The sequence below is a fragment of the Micromonospora sp. NPDC023966 genome (assembly GCF_040639095.1).
Taxonomy (GTDB): domain Bacteria; phylum Actinomycetota; class Actinomycetes; order Mycobacteriales; family Micromonosporaceae; genus Micromonospora.
Map to the genome: position 1 here is coordinate 608,109 of NZ_JBEZZJ010000001.1, position 15,477 is coordinate 623,585.

At 73.0% G+C, this 15,477-nt stretch carries 15 protein-coding genes; 10 read left to right on the forward strand and 5 right to left on the reverse strand.

The window, feature by feature from the left end; all coding sequences use genetic code 11:
* The 7 genes from nuoI (at position 1) to AB0F68_RS02995 (ending at position 8,017) form a co-directional block, all read left to right on the forward strand.
* Positions 1-642: an NADH-quinone oxidoreductase subunit NuoI gene (gene nuoI / locus AB0F68_RS02965; RefSeq protein ID WP_091261226.1), complete on the forward strand. Its 642-nt coding sequence runs from the start codon at positions 1-3 to the stop codon at positions 640-642.
* Entirely contained in the window at positions 639-1,409 is a 771-nt protein-coding gene (locus AB0F68_RS02970) for an NADH-quinone oxidoreductase subunit J (protein WP_357332509.1), read from the forward strand. Before nuoI ends, AB0F68_RS02970 begins: the two co-directional genes overlap by 4 nt.
* Positions 1,410-1,467: 58 nt before the next feature.
* Positions 1,468-1,767: an NADH-quinone oxidoreductase subunit NuoK gene (gene nuoK / locus AB0F68_RS02975; RefSeq protein WP_073834091.1), complete on the forward strand. Its 300-nt coding sequence runs from the start codon at positions 1,468-1,470 to the stop codon at positions 1,765-1,767.
* A 10-nt stretch (positions 1,768-1,777) separates the two neighbouring features.
* Complete coding sequence (gene nuoL / locus AB0F68_RS02980) at positions 1,778-3,703, forward strand: NADH-quinone oxidoreductase subunit L (RefSeq protein ID WP_357332512.1); 1,926 nt, start codon at positions 1,778-1,780, stop codon at positions 3,701-3,703.
* A 64-nt stretch (positions 3,704-3,767) separates the two neighbouring features.
* Positions 3,768-5,300: an NADH-quinone oxidoreductase subunit M gene (locus tag AB0F68_RS02985; RefSeq protein WP_357332514.1), complete on the forward strand. Its 1,533-nt coding sequence runs from the start codon at positions 3,768-3,770 to the stop codon at positions 5,298-5,300.
* Positions 5,297-6,850, forward strand: a complete 1,554-nt coding sequence (gene nuoN, locus AB0F68_RS02990; protein ID WP_357332516.1) for an NADH-quinone oxidoreductase subunit NuoN — start codon at positions 5,297-5,299, stop codon at positions 6,848-6,850. The genes AB0F68_RS02985 and nuoN overlap by 4 nt, the downstream gene beginning before the upstream one ends.
* An 87-nt stretch (positions 6,851-6,937) precedes the next feature.
* Positions 6,938-8,017 (forward strand): polyprenyl synthetase family protein, encoded by a 1,080-nt coding sequence (locus tag AB0F68_RS02995; RefSeq protein WP_357332518.1) that lies wholly within the window; start codon positions 6,938-6,940, stop codon positions 8,015-8,017.
* Here AB0F68_RS02995 and AB0F68_RS03000 read toward each other — a convergent pair.
* Positions 7,993-9,204 carry an MFS transporter gene (locus AB0F68_RS03000; RefSeq protein WP_357332520.1) on the reverse strand — a complete coding sequence of 404 codons (1,212 nt, stop codon included), beginning with the start codon at positions 9,202-9,204 and terminating at the stop codon, positions 7,993-7,995. The genes AB0F68_RS02995 and AB0F68_RS03000 overlap by 25 nt on opposite strands.
* 154 nt (positions 9,205-9,358) lie before the next feature.
* Between AB0F68_RS03000 and AB0F68_RS03005 the strand changes: the two genes are divergently transcribed.
* From AB0F68_RS03005 to AB0F68_RS03015, 3 genes are all read left to right on the forward strand, one after another.
* Positions 9,359-10,141, forward strand: coding sequence for an IclR family transcriptional regulator C-terminal domain-containing protein (locus tag AB0F68_RS03005; RefSeq protein ID WP_357332522.1), 783 nt, complete (start codon positions 9,359-9,361; stop codon positions 10,139-10,141).
* Positions 10,142-10,345: 204 nt separating this feature from the next.
* A complete protein-coding gene (locus AB0F68_RS03010; protein ID WP_357332524.1) occupies positions 10,346-10,915 on the forward strand; it encodes a sigma-70 family RNA polymerase sigma factor in 570 nt (189 codons plus the stop codon).
* Positions 10,912-11,637: a zf-HC2 domain-containing protein gene (locus AB0F68_RS03015; protein ID WP_357332526.1), complete on the forward strand. Its 726-nt coding sequence runs from the start codon at positions 10,912-10,914 to the stop codon at positions 11,635-11,637. The genes AB0F68_RS03010 and AB0F68_RS03015 overlap by 4 nt, the downstream gene beginning before the upstream one ends.
* A 7-nt stretch (positions 11,638-11,644) precedes the next feature.
* Here the strand turns inward: AB0F68_RS03015 and rarD are convergent, their stop codons facing one another.
* The 4 genes from rarD to eccE all read right to left on the reverse strand — a co-directional run bounded on the left by rarD (position 11,645) and on the right by eccE (position 15,390).
* Entirely contained in the window at positions 11,645-12,565 is a 921-nt protein-coding gene (gene rarD / locus AB0F68_RS03020; RefSeq protein WP_357332528.1) for an EamA family transporter RarD, read from the reverse strand.
* Positions 12,562-13,050, reverse strand: a complete 489-nt coding sequence (locus AB0F68_RS03025) for a GNAT family N-acetyltransferase (protein ID WP_357332530.1) — start codon at positions 13,048-13,050, stop codon at positions 12,562-12,564. The genes rarD and AB0F68_RS03025 overlap by 4 nt, the downstream gene beginning before the upstream one ends.
* Before the next feature lie 94 nt (positions 13,051-13,144).
* Complete coding sequence (locus tag AB0F68_RS03030) at positions 13,145-13,531, reverse strand: phage holin family protein (RefSeq protein WP_357332532.1); 387 nt, start codon at positions 13,529-13,531, stop codon at positions 13,145-13,147.
* A 47-nt stretch (positions 13,532-13,578) separates the two neighbouring features.
* Positions 13,579-15,390, reverse strand: coding sequence for a type VII secretion protein EccE (eccE, locus tag AB0F68_RS03035; protein WP_357332534.1), 1,812 nt, complete (start codon positions 15,388-15,390; stop codon positions 13,579-13,581).
* Positions 15,391-15,477 lie beyond the last annotated feature (87 nt).

Sequence of the window (15,477 nt, forward strand, 5' to 3'; positions counted from 1 at the left end):
GTGGGCGCGATCACCGGAACGTTCAAGGGCTTCGGGGTCACCTTCTCGCACATGTTCAAGAAGGTCGTCACCACCGACTACCCGTTCAAGCCGCCGGTCTCGGCGCCGCGCTACCACGGGCGGCACATCCTCAACCGGCACCCGGACGGGCTGGAGAAGTGCATCGGCTGCGAGCTGTGCGCCTGGGCCTGCCCGGCGGACGCGATCTACGTGGAGGGTGGCGACAACACCGAGGAGCAGCGCTTCTCCCCGGGTGAGCGGTACGCCAGCGTCTACCAGATCAACTACGCCCGGTGCATCTTCTGCGGGCTCTGCATCGAGGCCTGCCCGACCCGGTCGCTCACCATGAGCAACGAGTACGAGCTGGCCCGGGACAACCGGCAGGACCTGATCTTCACGAAGGAGCAGCTGCTCGCGCCGCTGCTGCCGGGCATGGAGCAGCCGCCGCACCCGATGCGGCTGGGCGACAGCGAGAAGGACTACTACGTCGGCGGGCTGACCAATCCGGGCACCTCGGCCGGTGCCGAGCACTCGCCGATGGGCCCGGGCCGGTACCAGGTGGAGGAGCACCCCGGCGTGACCTTCCCCGGCGCCGAGCAGGCCGCGCAGCGGGCCGAGGCGGGCAAGGGAGCAGGAGCATGACCACGCAGACGGTGCTCGCCGCGGCGGGCCAGGTGTCCGGGGGTGAGGAGGTCACCTTCTGGATCCTCGCCCCGCTGGCCCTGATCGGGGCCATCGGCATGGTGTGGGCGCGCAACGCGGTCCACTCGGCGCTCTGGCTGGTGCTGACCATGCTCTGCCTGGGCGTGTTCTACGTGCTCCAGGCCGGGCCGTTCATCGGCATGGTGCAGATCATCGTCTACACCGGCGCGATCATGATGCTCTTCCTGTTCGTGCTGATGCTGGTCGGCCGGGACGCCTCCGACTCGCTGATCGAGACGCTGCGCGGCCAGCGGGTCGCCGCGGTGGTGCTCGGGCTCGGCTTCGCCGGCCTGATCGGCTCCGGGCTCTACCGGGCGCTGGAGGGCGTGCAGGCGGTCGGCCTGGACCGGCCGAACGCCGAGGGCAACGTGCAGGGCATCGCCCGGCTGCTCTTCACCAAGTACGTCTTCGCCTTCGAGCTGACCTCCGCGCTGCTCATCACGGCCGCGGTGGGCGCGATGGTGCTGGCGCACGTGGAGCGGCGCAAGGAGGACCGGATGGACCAGGTCGCCACCATGAAGGCCCGGTTCCGCCCCGGCAACTACCCCGGCCCGAAGCCCGGACCGGGCGTCTTCGCCACGTCGTCCTCGGTGGCCACCCCGGCCCGCCTGCCCGACGGCCGGCTGACCGACCGCAGCATCCCGGAGATCCTGCCGGTCCGCGAGCTGACCGCCGAGGAGAACACGCTGAAGGGGACAGAGCGGTGAGCGCGAGGAGTGCAGCGGAGCGGAGCCCCGCAGTCGCGAACGAAAGGCTGGCTCAGCGATGACCCCGGACTACTACCTGATCCTCGCGGCGGTGCTGTTCACCATCGGCGCCGTCGGCGTGCTGATCCGGCGCAACGCCATCGTGCTGTTCATGTGCGTCGAGCTGATGCTCAACGCGGCCAACCTGACGCTGGTCACGTTCAGCCGCATCAACGGTGACCTGAACGGTCAGATCATGGCGTTCTTCGTGATGGTGGTGGCTGCGGCCGAGGTCGTGGTCGGGCTCGCGATCATCATGTCGATCTTCCGGACCCGACGCTCGGCGAGCGTCGACGACGCCAACCTGCTGAAGTACTGAGGGGCCTCCGGTGGAAGAAACTGTGGAATTCGCCCAGGCCAGCGGGCTGTTGGGCAGTGTCTGGCTGCTGGTGGCCATCCCGCTGGTGAGCGCGGCGATCCTGCTGCTGCTCGGCAAGCGGGCGGACCGCTGGGGTCACTGGCTGGGCGTGGCGGCCATCGGCGCCGCCTTCGTGCTCGGCCTGACCTACTTCTTCCAGCTCCGTGGCCTGGAGAACAAGCAGGTCGAGCAGAGCCTCTGGCAGTTCATCACGGTCGGCGACCTGAAGGTGGACTTCGGTCTGCTCTTCGACCCGCTGGCCGCGGTCTTCGTGCTGCTGATCACCGGGGTGGGTTTCCTGATCCACCTCTACGCGGTCGAGTACATGGCGCACGACGAGGGCCGGCGGCGGTTCTTCGGGTACTTCAACCTGTTCGTCGCCGCGATGCTGCTGCTGGTGCTCGGCAACAACTACGTGATGCTCTACTTCGGCTGGGAGGGCGTCGGCCTGGCGTCGTACCTGCTGATCTCCTTCTGGTACGGCCGGCCGAGCGCGGCCACCGCCGGCAAGAAGGCGTTCCTGATGAACCGGGTCGGCGACGCCGGCCTGGCCATCGGCATCTTCGTCATGTTCGCCATGCTCGGCACCACCCAGTACGACGAGGTCTTCAACGGCGTCGGCGCGCTGAGCGGCACCACCGTGCTGGTGCTCGGCCTGCTGCTGCTGCTCGGCGCCACCGGCAAGTCCGGCCAGTTCCCGCTCCAGGCGTGGCTGCCGGACGCGATGGAGGGCCCGACCCCGGTCTCCGCGCTCATCCACGCGGCGACCATGGTCACCGCGGGCGTCTACCTGATCGCCCGCTCCAACCCGATCTTCTCGGCCGACCACACCCTCCAGCTCGTGGTGGTCAGCGTCGGCGCGGTCACCCTGCTGATGGGCTGCCTCATCGGCGCCGCCAAGGACGACATCAAGCGGGTGCTGGCCTGGTCGACGGTGAGCCAGATCGGCTACATGTTCCTCGGCGTCGGCCTGGGCGGCGCGGCGTACGCGCTGGCCATCGTGCACCTGCTGGCGCACGGGTTCTTCAAGGCCAACATGTTCCTCGGCGCCGGTTCGGTCATGCACGGCATGAACGACCAGGTGGACATCCGCCGCTTCGGCAACCTGTCGAAGTACATGAAGGTCACCTGGCTCACCTTCATGATGGGCTGGCTGGCCATCATCGGCATGTTCCCGTTCTCCGGCTTCTTCTCCAAGGAGCCGATCATCGTGGCCGCGTTCGAGCGGGAGGGCTGGACGGCCTGGCTCTTCGGCATGGCCGCGCTGCTCGGCGCCGGGCTCACCGCGTTCTACATGACCCGGCTCTTCGTGCTCACCTTCCACGGCCCGGCCCGCTGGACCGAGGACATCGAGCACCCGCACGAGTCGCCGAAGCTGATGACCATCCCGCTGATCCTGCTGGCGATCGGCTCGGTCGCGGCGGGCTTCCTGCTCGCCACGTCGGTGCCCGACTGGCTGGAGGCGACCGCCGGGCTGGGCGGCCAGGAGGAGGGCCACGAGGCCGTCCTCGCCCACTGGCTGATCACCACGCTCTCGCTGCTGGTGACCGTGCTCGGCGCCGGACTGGCCTGGTTCCTGTTCCGCAACGGCACGGCCACCGAGCCGCAGCCGGCCGGCGTGCTGGTCACCGCCGCCCGCCGGAACCTCTACACGGACGCCGTCAACGAGGCGGTCTTCGAGAAGCCGGGCATCTTCCTCACCCGGGCGCTGGTCTTCCTCGACAACCGGGGCGTCGACGGGCTGGTCAACGGCCTCGCCGCCGCGGTGGGCGGGGGCTCGGGCCGGCTCCGGCGGCTGCAGACCGGTTTCGTGCGGTCGTACGCGACCTCGATCCTGACCGGCGCGCTGCTCGTGGTGGCGGCGTTCCTGGCGGTGCAGGCGGGGTGGCTGGCGTGATCGACCTCAACGGGGCCGCCCCCGCCGGCGGGCCACGCAGTCACGACGGAGGTAAGGCCGAATAATGTCCCACTTCCCGTTCCTCTCGGTGCTGACCGTGGCGCCGCTGGTCGGCGCCCTGGTCGTGGCGCTGCTGCCGCGGCGCAACCCGGACCTGGCCAAGCTGGTGGCGTTCGGCTGGTCGCTGCTGGTGCTGGTGCTCTCGGTGGCCATGTGGATCACCTTCCAGGCCGACGGTGACCGGTTCCAGTTCCGCGAGTCGTACGCGTGGATCCCGAACTGGGGCGTCAACTTCACCTTCGAGGTGGACGGCATCGCGCTGGTCATGCTGATGCTGATCGCGATCCTGGTGCCGCTGGTGATCCTGGCGTCGTGGCACGACGCCGAGTCGTCCAAGCGCTCGGTGCCGGTCTACTTCGCGCTGCTGCTCGTCCTCGAGTGCACGATGATCGGCGTCTTCGCCGCCGCCGACGTCTTCCTGTTCTACGTGTTCTTCGAGGTCATGCTGGTGCCGATGTACTTCCTCATCGGCAGCTACGGCGGCCACCAGCGGCAGTACGCCGCGGTGAAGTTCTTCCTCTACTCCCTGGTCGGCGGCCTGTTCATGCTCGCCGCGGTGATCGGCCTCTGGGTGGTCGGCGGGAAGACCTTCGACTGGCAGGCGCTCAGCCAGGCCGAGTTCGCCACCGACACGGCCCGCTGGCTCTTCCTCGGCTTCTTCCTCGCGTTCGCGATCAAGGCGCCGTTCTTCCCGTTCCACACCTGGCTGCCGGACGCCGGTGGCGCGGCCCCGGCCGGCGCGGCGGCGCTGCTGGTCGGCGTGCTGGACAAGGTCGGCACCTTCGGGATCCTGCGGTACTGCCTGCCGCTCTTCCCCGAGGCGTCGAGGTGGTTCGCCCCGTGGGCGCTGGCGCTCGGCGTGATCGGCATCATCTACGCCGCGCTGCTGGCGGTCGGGCAGAACGACCTCAAGCGGCTGGTGTCGTACACCTCGATCGCGCACTTCGGGTTCATCGGGGTCGGCATCTTCGCCTTCACCACCCAGGCCGGCACGGGCGCGGTGCTCTACATGCTCAACCACGGCCTGGCCACCGGCCTGCTCTTCCTGGTGGTGGGCATGCTGATCGCCCGCCGGGGCTCGGCGCTGATCAGCGACTTCGGCGGCGCGGGCAAGCTCGTGCCGGTGCTCGCCGGGGTGCTCTTCTTCGCTGGTCTCGCCTCGCTGGCGCTGCCCGGCACCGCGCCGTTCGTCTCCGAGTTCCTGGTGCTGATCGGCACGTTCACCACGAACAAGCCGGTCGCGGTGATCGCCACGCTCGGCATCATCCTGGCCGCGGCCTACGTGCTGTGGATGGTGCAGCGCACCACCCAGGGCACCCTCAACCCGGCCCTGACCGAGGTCGACGGCATGCGCCGCGACCTCAGCCTGCGCGAGAAGATCGTGGTCGCCCCGCTGATCGCGCTGATCGTGCTGCTCGGCTTCTATCCCAAGCCGGTCACCGATGTCATCAACCCCGCCGTCCGGGCGACCATGCAGGACGTCGGCAAGACCGATCCCGCCCCTGAGGTCGGCAGCGTCCAGGAGGCCGCGAAGTGACCGAGCTCAAGTTGCCGTCGATCGACTACGCGGCGCTCGCTCCCATCCTGATCATGCTGGGCGCCGCCCTGGTCGGCGTCCTGGTCGAGGCGTTCGTGCCGCGCCGCCTGCGCAACGCGGTGCAGCTCGGGCTGGGCCTGCTGGCGGTGTGCGCCGCGCTGGCCATGGTCATCTTCAATGCCGACGACCGGCTGATCACCGCCGGCCAGGCCATCGCGGTGGACGGGCCGACGCTCTTCCTCCAGGGCGCCATCCTGATCCTGGCCGCCATGGCGCTGCTGCTGATCGGCGAGCGCACGGTGGAGCGGGGCGGGACCTTCGTGGCCCACGCCGCGGTCACCGCCGAGTCGGCCGACGACCGTCGGCAGGCGGACGGGATGGGCGGCACCACCGAGGTCTACCCGCTGGTCACCTTCGCCATCGGCGGCATGCTGATCTTCGTGGCGGCGAACGACCTGCTGACCATGTTCATCGCCCTCGAGGTCTTCTCGCTGCCGCTCTACCTGCTCTGCGCGCTGGCTCGCCGCCGGCGGCTGCTGAGCCAGGAGGCCGCGCTGAAGTACTTCATGCTCGGCGCGTACGCCTCGGCGTTCTTCCTCTTCGGCGTGGCCCTGATCTACGGCTTCACCTCCGGGATCCCGGGCCGGGGCGCGGGCGTCGACTTCGCCACGGTGCACGCCGCGGTGGCCGATTCCTCGTCCAGCCCGGTGCTGCTCTTCGCCGGCATGGCGCTGCTCGCCATCGGCCTGCTCTTCAAGGCCGCCGCCGCCCCGTTCCACGTCTGGACCCCGGACGTCTACCAGGGCGCGCCGACCCCGGTGACCGGCTTCATGGCCGCCTGCACCAAGGTCGCCGCGTTCGGCGCCCTGCTGCGGGTCTTCCACGTCGCCTTCGCCGGTGCCTCCTGGGACTTCACCCCGGTGCTCGGCGCGGTGGCGGTGCTGACCATGCTGGTCGGCGCGGTGCTGGCGGTGACCCAGACGGACATCAAGCGGCTGCTGGCGTACTCGTCGATCGCGAACGCGGGCTACCTGCTGGTGGGCGTGCTGGCGCCCAGCAAGGAGGGGCTCTCCGGCACGATGTTCTACCTGGTCGCGTACGGCTTCTCGGTGCTCGCCGCGTTCGCCGTGGTGACCCTGGTCCGGGACGCCGACGGGGAGGCCACCCACCTGTCCCGCTGGGCCGGGCTGGGCCGCCGGTCGCCGTTCTTCGCGGCGATCTTCACGTTCATCCTGCTGGCCTTCGCCGGCATCCCGCTCACCAGCGGGTTCACCAGCAAGTTCGCCGTCTTCGCCCCGGCGCTGGACGCGGACCAGGCCTGGCTGGTGATCGCCGGCGTGCTGACCAGCATGGTGCTGGCCTTCCCCTACCTGCGGGTCGTGGTGATGATGTGGCTCTCCGAGCCCGGCGACGCCACCCCGACGGTCACCGTGCCGGGCGCGCTCACCTCGGCCGCCCTGGTCATCGGTGTGCTCGCGACGCTGGTTCTGGGGGTCGCCCCGGCGCCCCTGCTCGACCTGGCCAACGGTGCCGCCGAATTCGTGCGATGACCCACGTTCCACCCCGGGGGCCGGTACGCCGCAGCGTGCCGGCCCCCGGTCGTATCCCCCTCGCCGGGCAGGTCGAACGGGTGTGGCATGGTTGATGGCGTGGTGATTCCGGCTGGCGAGCGTTCAGGTGCCACCGGCCCGGGCGGTCGTCCGGGCCCGGGCACGGGTCAGTTCGGCGCGCTCGGCCTGCACCTCGCCGATCCGCGCGTCGAGGCGTCCGTGCTGGGCCTCCTGGAGCGGGTCGAGACCGACCTGCGGGCCAGCGTGGCCAGCGCCGACCCGCTCGTCACCGAGGCGGCCCGGCACCTGGTCGAAGCCGGCGGGAAGCGGTTCCGGCCGCTGCTGGTGGCGCTCGGCGCCCAGTTCGGCGACCCGGACGGCGCGCAGGTCGTGCCCGCCGCCGTGGTCATGGAGCTGACCCACCTGGCGACGCTCTACCACGACGACGTCATGGACGAGGCGGCCGTGCGCCGGGGCGCCCCGAGCGCCAACTCCCGCTGGACCAACTCGGTGGCCATCCTCGTCGGCGACTACCTCTTCGCCCGGGCCGCGGACATCGCGGCCGACCTCGGCCCGGAGGCCGTACGCCTGCAGGCGCGCACCTTCGCCCGGCTGGTGCACGGGCAGATCGCCGAGACGGTCGGCCCGCGCGGCACCGATCCGGTCGCGCACTACCTGCACGTCATCGCCGAGAAGACCGGTTCGCTCATCGCCACCTCGGCCCGCTTCGGCGGCATGTTCGGCGGGGCGTCCGCCGAGCACATCGAAGCCCTGGCCGGCTACGGCGAGATCATCGGCGTGGCCTTCCAGCTCTCCGACGACCTGCTGGACATCGCCAGCGAGTCGGTGCAGTCGGGCAAGACGCCCGGCACCGACCTGCGCGAGGGCGTGCCCACCCTGCCGGTGCTCTACGCGCTCGCCGCCGACGACTCCGACGCGGCCAGCGTCCGGCTCCGGGAGATCCTGGCCACCGGCCCGCTGGTCGACGACGCGCTGCACGCCGAGGCCCTCGGCCTGCTCCGCGAGTCCCCCGCGCTCAAGCGCGCCCGGGAAACGGTCCGCAGTTACGCCGAGGACGCCCGGTCCCGCCTCGCCCCGCTCCCCGAGGGCCCGGCCCGCCGCGCCCTCGAATCCCTCTGCGACTACATCGCCGACCGCACCAGCTGACCTCCTGGCCCGGTGCGTGCCAGCAGCCGGCTGCCGGTGAGCATGAACAGGGCGGCGAGGAGCATGGCCCCCGCCGCGGTGGCCCACATCGCCGGGTAGCCGGCCGTGTCGGCGATCGTGCCCAGGCCGAGCGGTCCGAGGCAGCCGCCCGCGTACACCCCGGTCTGGGTGATCGAGGTGGCGGCGGCCGGGGCCTGCGGGTGGAGCCGGACCACCGCGAAGTTCATCAGCCCGGGCCAGGCCCAGCCGAGACCGAAGCCGAGCACCACGCCGGCGACCAGCGGCACCGGGCCGGCCACCGCCAGCAGCACCAGCCCCACCGCGCCGACCACCAGCATTCCGGCGATCAACGTGACGTGCCCGGTCTCCCGGCGGTCCGCCAGCCAGCCGGCGCCCACCCGGGCCGCCACGCAGACCGCGCTGCCCAGGGTGAGGGTGAGCCCGGCCAGCGCCGGGGACAGCCCCCGGCCGGCCGCCGAATCGACCACGAAGGTGCCCAGCGCGTTGGCCGCGGCGGCCGCCAGGGTCGCCGCCACGCCGACCACCACCAGCGCCGTCGTGGCCCGGCCCGCCCGGCCGGTGGCGGCGCGCCGGACCCGGCCCCGCTCCGCCGGGGGTACGGCCGGCAGCGCGGCCAGGGCCGCGAGGGCGGCCACCACGAACGCCCAGCGCCAGCCGGCGGTCAGCGCGACGGTCGGCACCGCCGCGCCGGCGAGCAGGGTGGAGACCGGGATGGCGGCCTGCTTCACCCCGAAGGAGAGCCCCTGCCGGTGGGCCGGCACGTGCCGGGCCAGCGCCGCGTTGCTGGCGAGCTGGCCGAGGGCGTTCGCGGCGGCGCTGAGCGCGAGCAGCGCCACCAGCAGCGGGTACGACCGGGCCAGCCCCGCCACGGCCAGCAGGGAGCCGGCGGAGAGCAGGATGCCGGCGCGGGCCACCACGGCCGGCCCGTACCGCTCGACCAGGGCGCCGGAGGGCACCGAGGCGAGGGCGCTGACGCCGAAGTAGACCGACACGGCCAGGCCGAGCCCGGCGGGGGTGAAGTGGAGGTCGTCGCCCATCTGCACGGCGAGGCCGCCGACCAGGAAGACGGGCAGGACGCAGGCGATCGTGGTGGCGATCGCGCCCGCGTTGATCCGGACGGTACGCCGGGGCGCGGACGCGGCGGGGTGCAGCACGGTTTCAGTCATGGCCCGACCAACCTACGCCGACCACGTTTCGGCAGCTGAGGGTGTCTGTCGGTGCACGGTCCGTGCCCGGTGATCTGGCATCCTCGATCCGAACAGGCATTTCGCACTCGGCCTGTTTTTCATATGGTGTAAGTCCCCGGCGGCGGAGGTGGTTGTGCGTGACCCCTTGGCGGAACCTTCGGACCTGATCCGAAGTGTCTCCCGCGCGCTACGAGTGCTCGAGTCGGTCGGCCGTGCGCCGAAGGGGCTCACCGTCAAGCAGATCGCCCGCCGCTGCGAGCTGACCGTCGCCACCACCTACCACCTGGTGCGCACGCTGGCCTACGAGGGCTACGTGATCCGCCGGGAGGACGGCACGTACATCGTCGGGCTGGAGGTCGCCGACCGCTACCGCGAGCTGGTCACCGCGTTCCGCGGGCCGCCGTCGGTCGGGGAGGCGCTGCGGCGGGCCGCGACGGACACCGGCTGGAGCCACTACCTGGGCCGCTTCGTGGGCGGCCAGGTCGCGGTCACGGCGGTCGCCGAGGGGCCGCGCTCGCCCTACCTGGAGGACCTGGTGCCGGGCTTCGACGAGGGGGCGCACGCCACCGCGCTCGGCAAGAGCCTGCTCGCCACCCTCACCGCCGAGCAGCGCTTCCGCTACCTGCGCGAATACGGCATGCGCCCGTTCACCGGCGCCACCCTCACCAGCATCGAGGCGTTCGAGGCCGACCTGGCCGCCGGCGACCGGCGCGGCATGCAGTTGGAGCTGGGGCAGTTCCGGCAGGGAGTGGCGTGCGCGGCGGTGCTGGTCACCCCCGACAAGGACATCGAGCGCCGGGTGGTGCTGGCCTGCGCGCTGCCGGCCAGCGAGATGATGACCTCCGCCCGGGTGGTCCGGGCCAAGCTGCTCACCGTCGCCCGCGCGGTCGCCGACGGCATCGCCGCGGAGACCTGACCGGGGCGGTCGAAGGGCCTCTTCCCGGCGGGGGAAGCGGCCCTTCGAGGACGGGCCCAGCGCCGGACCGGTCCGGGGTGGATCACCCGGGTACGCATACCGGCCGGACGCTGCCAGGGCGCGGTGGGGCACCGGCGGGAACCTGCCCGGACGTGAACAGCTGCGACGTGACCTGCGGCTGAACCGTTCGGCGTCCCGGCCCGTATGAAGGGGCGAACGCATCGCCGGTCTCCCCGCCGCCGGAAGCGAGGTACCGCCATCAGCGACCACGACGCCCAACTGCTGCGCGCGCTGCACGACGAGCATGCCGACGCGCTCTTCGCGCACGCCCTCCGGCTGGTCAACGGCGACCGGTCGCGCGCCGAGGACCTGGTGCAGGAGACGCTGCTCCGGGCCTGGCGGCACCCCGAGTCGCTGGACCCGCGGCGCGGCTCGGTCCGCGCCTGGCTCTTCACCACGGCGCGGAACCTGGCCATCGACGCCTGGCGCCGGCGGTCCACCCGGGTCGGCGAGGTCTACACCGACGAGCTGCCCGAGCCTGCCGAGACGGTCGACGAGACGGAGCGCGCGGTGGAGGCGTGGACCGTGGCCGAAGCGCTGAACCGGCTCAGCCCCACCCACCGCGAGGTGCTGGTCGAGTGCTTCTATCAGGGGCGGTCGGTGGCCGAGGCGGCCAGCCGGCTCGGGGTGCCGCCGGGCACGGTGAAGTCCCGCACCCACTACGCGCTGCGCTCACTACGGTTGGTGCTGGCCGAAATGGGGGTGACCGGATGACCCGCTGCGAGTTCGCGCACGACGACGGCGCGTACGTGCTGGGCGCCCTCGCCCCCGCCGAGCGGGCCGCCTACGAGCGGCACCTGGCCGGCTGCGCGTCCTGCCGGGAGGCGGTGGCCGAGATCGCCGTGCTGCCCGGCCTGCTGGGCCGGCTCGACCCGGCCGGGCTGGAGCAGTTCCTGCCGTCCGCCACGGAGACCTCCCGGGTGCCCGCGCTGCTCGACGCCGCGGGGGACCGCCGGCGCCGCGAGCGATCCCGGTCCCGGCGACGGTACGCGCTGACCGCGCTCGCCGCGGCCGTGCTCGCCGTGCTGGCCGGCGTCGGGGTGTCCCTGGTCCGCCCGCCGGCCGCCCCGCCACCGACGGCGACGACCGCGACGGCGACGCCGACCGCGACGGCGCAGGTGGACATGACGGCCATGCGGCCGGTCGCCGGCCCGGTGCCGCTGCACGCCGAGGTCGCCCTGACCGACAAGAGGTGGGGCACCGAGGTCACCATGCGCTGCGGGTACGACCAGCGCGCCGGTCACCGTGAGGCGTACACCTTCCGGCTGGTGGCGCACGGCCCGGACGGTGCGACGGAACAGGTCGGCACCTGGCTGGCCGCCCCCGGCGACAACGTCCGCGTGGTCGGCGCCACCCACTTCACCCACGGAGAGCTGGTACGCCTCGAACTGGTTCGCGCCGACGGCACCCCGGTCCTCGCCTACGACGCCCGCTGAGGCGCGGTCAGCGGGCCCCGGCGGGCACCGGGGTGGCGGCCCGCGCCTGGGCGCGGGTCCGGCGGGTGTGCCGGAGGGCGTCCACGGTGAACACCACGAGGGCGAGCCAGACCAGGGCGAACCCGGCCAGCCGGGCCGGCGGCATCGGCTCGTGGAAGACCAGCACACCGCAGCCGAGCTGGAGGATCGGCGCGAGGTACTGCAGCATGCCCAACCCGGTCAGCGGCAGGCGGTTGGCGGCCCCGGCGAAGAGCAGCAGCGGGATCGCGGTGGCCGCGCCGGCCAGCACCAGCAGCACGGTGTGCCCGGAGCCGTGCCCGAAGGTCGCGTCACCCTGCCGGCCCAGCCAGCCGAGGTAGGCCAGCGCGGGCAGGGCCAGCACGGCCGACTCGACGAAGAGGCCCTCCGCGGCTGGCAGCCCGAGCCGCTTCTTGACCAGCCCGTAGCCGGCGAAGCTGAAGGCCAGCACGAGGGCCAGCCAGGGCAGCCGGCCGTAGTCGACGGTCAGCACCACCACCGCGAGACCACCCACGCCGAGCGCCGCCCACTGCGCCGGGCGCAGCCGCTCGCGCAGCACGAAGACCCCGATCAGCACCACGACCAGCGGGTTGATGAAGTAGCCGAGGGCGGTCTCCACCACCCGGTCGGAGTTCACCCCGTAGATGTAGGTGCCCCAGTTGACCGCGATGAGCGCGGCGGCGGCCGTGATGGCGGCCAGCGCCCGGGGCCGCCGGGCCAGCGCCCGCAGGAAGCCGATGTTGCGCATGGCGGCCAGCAGCAGCGCCACGAAGAGCACCGACCAGACGATCCGGTGCGCGAGGATCTCCACCGGCCCGGCCGGGCGGAGCAGCTTCAGGTAGATCGGAAAGAAGCCCCAGAGCAGGTAGGCGCCGAAGCCGTAGAGATAGCCGAGACGGGTCTGGTTCACGCCTCCACCGTAAGTGGTGATCCGGCGCTTTGCTCCTTTCCGGTGAGCTGGGTCACCCGCTGGTCGTACTCCATCCAGCGGCCCGGCTCGACCGGCGTGAAGCCGAGCTTCGCGTAGACCCCGTGCGCGTCGGCCGTGGCCAGCAGCAGCCGGCGTACACCCCACTCGGCCAGGTGGTCCCGGGCCGCGCCGGCCAGCCACGTGCCCAGCCCCCGGCCCCGCTCGGCCGGGTCGACGTAGACGTCGCAGAGCCAGGCGAAGGTGGCCCGGTCGGTGACCACGCGGGCCACCGCGACCTGCCGCCCGTCCCCGGGCCGGTAGACGCCGAAGCCGATCGACCCGGCGAAGGCCCGCCCCACCGTGTCCCGGTCCCGCCCGAGCGCCCAGTACGCGTCCGTGGAGAGCCAGTGGTGCACCCGGTCCAGGTCGAGGCGGTCCGGATCGGTGCTGAGCAGGTAGCCGTCGGTGCGGGTCAGGGTGAACACCCCTCCGACCCTAGTTTCGGCCCGACCCCGCCTCGCCAGCCAATTCCCGCCCACTGGCCTGGACCGGCGGGCGGGAATCGGCGGGTGGTGCGGCTCAGTCGCGGTCGAGGACGGCGCCGAGGATCCAGGTGACGATGCCGACGAAGAGCGCGCCCAGCACACCGGCCGGCCAGAAGCCGTCCACGTGGAACGGCAGCCCCGCCTCACCGGCGATCCAGCTGGTGAGCAGGAAGAGCAGGCCATTGACCACCAGGGCGATCAGGCCGAGGGTCAACAGGTAGAAGCCACAGCCGACGGTCTTGATGATCGGCTGGAGCACCGCGTTGACCACTCCGAAGATCACCGCGACGAGCACCAGCGTGGTCACCGTCTCGGTGGCCGAATCCGAGTCCAGGGTGATGCCCGGGATGAGCAGCGTGGCCAACCAGAAGGCCACGGCCGTCGAGCCCAGCCGGATCAGAAGACCCTTCAGAAAATCCATGGCCGGGATCGTGCCATGCCGCGTCGACTCGCGGAACCCGTGCCGGCTCAGTGGCGGGCCGGGCGACCGACCAGTTGCGACTCGATCGGCGTCGGCGAGAGCAGCGCCCAGCGCAGCGCCCGCCGGTTCACCACGGCCACCATGTCGTCCCGGATCCGGGTCAGCCAGTCCGCCGAGCCGCCGAGGCCGAGCGCGGCGTCGGCCAGCGCCGCCTCGCCGGGGTCGAGCGGTTGCAGGATCGCCAGGTCGGCGCGGGCCAGCGCGGCCGTGTCGGCCGGGGTCAGCTCGTCGCGGACCACCAGGACGGACTGCCAGGCCGCCGCCGGGCCGACCTCGGGCGGCACCGGGCCGGCGTCGACCACCAGCAGCAGGGGGTGCAGCGGGGACCCGGGCGCACCGCCGACCGGTCGCCCCGGCGGCACCAGCGGCACCGCGCCGCCCGGCGCGCCGACCCCGCGGACGAACGGCTCCCAGACCCGGGGCCGGGTGGTCTGCACCGCCACCCGCGCGCCGAGCGCCAGTGCCCGCAGGGTCAGCAGCTGGGCGGCGCGTACCCCGCCGACCAGCAGCAGGCGGGTCGTCGTGGGGCGGAACAGGCGTACGGTCAGCGCGCCGCCGTGCCGGTTGGCGCCCACCATCAAGCCGGACTCGCCGAGGGCGAACTCCAGGGCGGTCAGCTCGGGCCCCGCCGGGGGCGCGGCCGCCCGGGCGACCGCCAGCGGCAGGGTGGCGGCCAGCCCGGCCAGGTGCTCGCCGTCCAGTCGGCGCAGCTCCGCGCCGAGATCCCCGGCGAGGCGGTGCAGCGCCCGCTCGGCCACCGACAGCTCCGCCGCGGTGCGGGCGGCCAGGCGTACGGTCAGCTCGGCCGGCAGGGGAGCGGAGTCCGCGCCGGCGCGCGGACCGACGCAGAGCGACACGGTGGTGGCGGTGGCCGGCAGCGCCAGCAGCCGGGGCACCAGCCGCCGCGCGGCGTCGGTGCGCGGATCGGGCCAACGGCGCAGCCGCCAGGTGGTCTGCGGCAGCCCGCCCAGGGTCACCGCCGCCCAGCTCTCCCGGACCGGAGCCCCGGCGTCGTGGTGGGCCAGTTCGGCCACCATGCGCAGCGCCGCGGGACCGCCGAGCGGGCGGCCGGTGAGCGGGCCGAGCCGGCGAACGATCCGCCGGACCGTGCCGGACAGCGCCCGGCGCAGTTCCTCGTCCGACCAACCGTCGGCCCGGAGCGCCCGGACGGCCAGCACCGCCCGGGCGCGGGCCGCCAGCCGCCCGTCGGTGAGCTGGCGGTACGACGTGCCGGCCGTGCCCGCCCCGGCTGCGGGCGACGGCGCGGGCGACGCGGAGAACAGCAGCTGGATCCGGACCGGTGGGCTATCGGGTCCCGCCGGGGGCAGCAGGGCGATCGGTTGCGGCAGCTCCCGCGGGCCGTCGCCGAGCAGGTCGTCCGGGTCGCCGATCTCCAGCAGCGCGGTCATCCCGGCGGCGTCCTCCAGCACCGCCGCCGGGCCGCCGGCCAGCTCGGCGGCGCGCACCGCCGCCCCGGGGCAGGCCAGCTCCAACAGGGCCGCCGGCCCGGCGGCCGCCGGGAGGGCACGGTGGCGCGCCAGGTAGGCCGCGCCGACGGCGAGCCACTCGAAGAGCCATCGGCCCCGGAACCGGGCCCAGGCGGCGGGCAGCAGGACCGCCGCCAGCAGCAGGGCGGCCGCGGTCACCAGGACGCCCCGGCCCACGGTCGCGACCAGCGCGGCGACCGCTACCTGTGCCGTCACCACCTGCCCCGCCCGGACCGCCGGCGCCGGTCGGCTTTTCCACTGTGGTGCCCTAACGGCCGTGGGCGTCGGCCGGTCGGTGGTGGTCGCGCTCACCACACCTCCTCCGCCCGTTCGCCGGGTGACGCCGCCGTGGCCCATCGTAGAGCTTCGTTGTCCACAGGGGAGTCCGAGGGGTAGCAG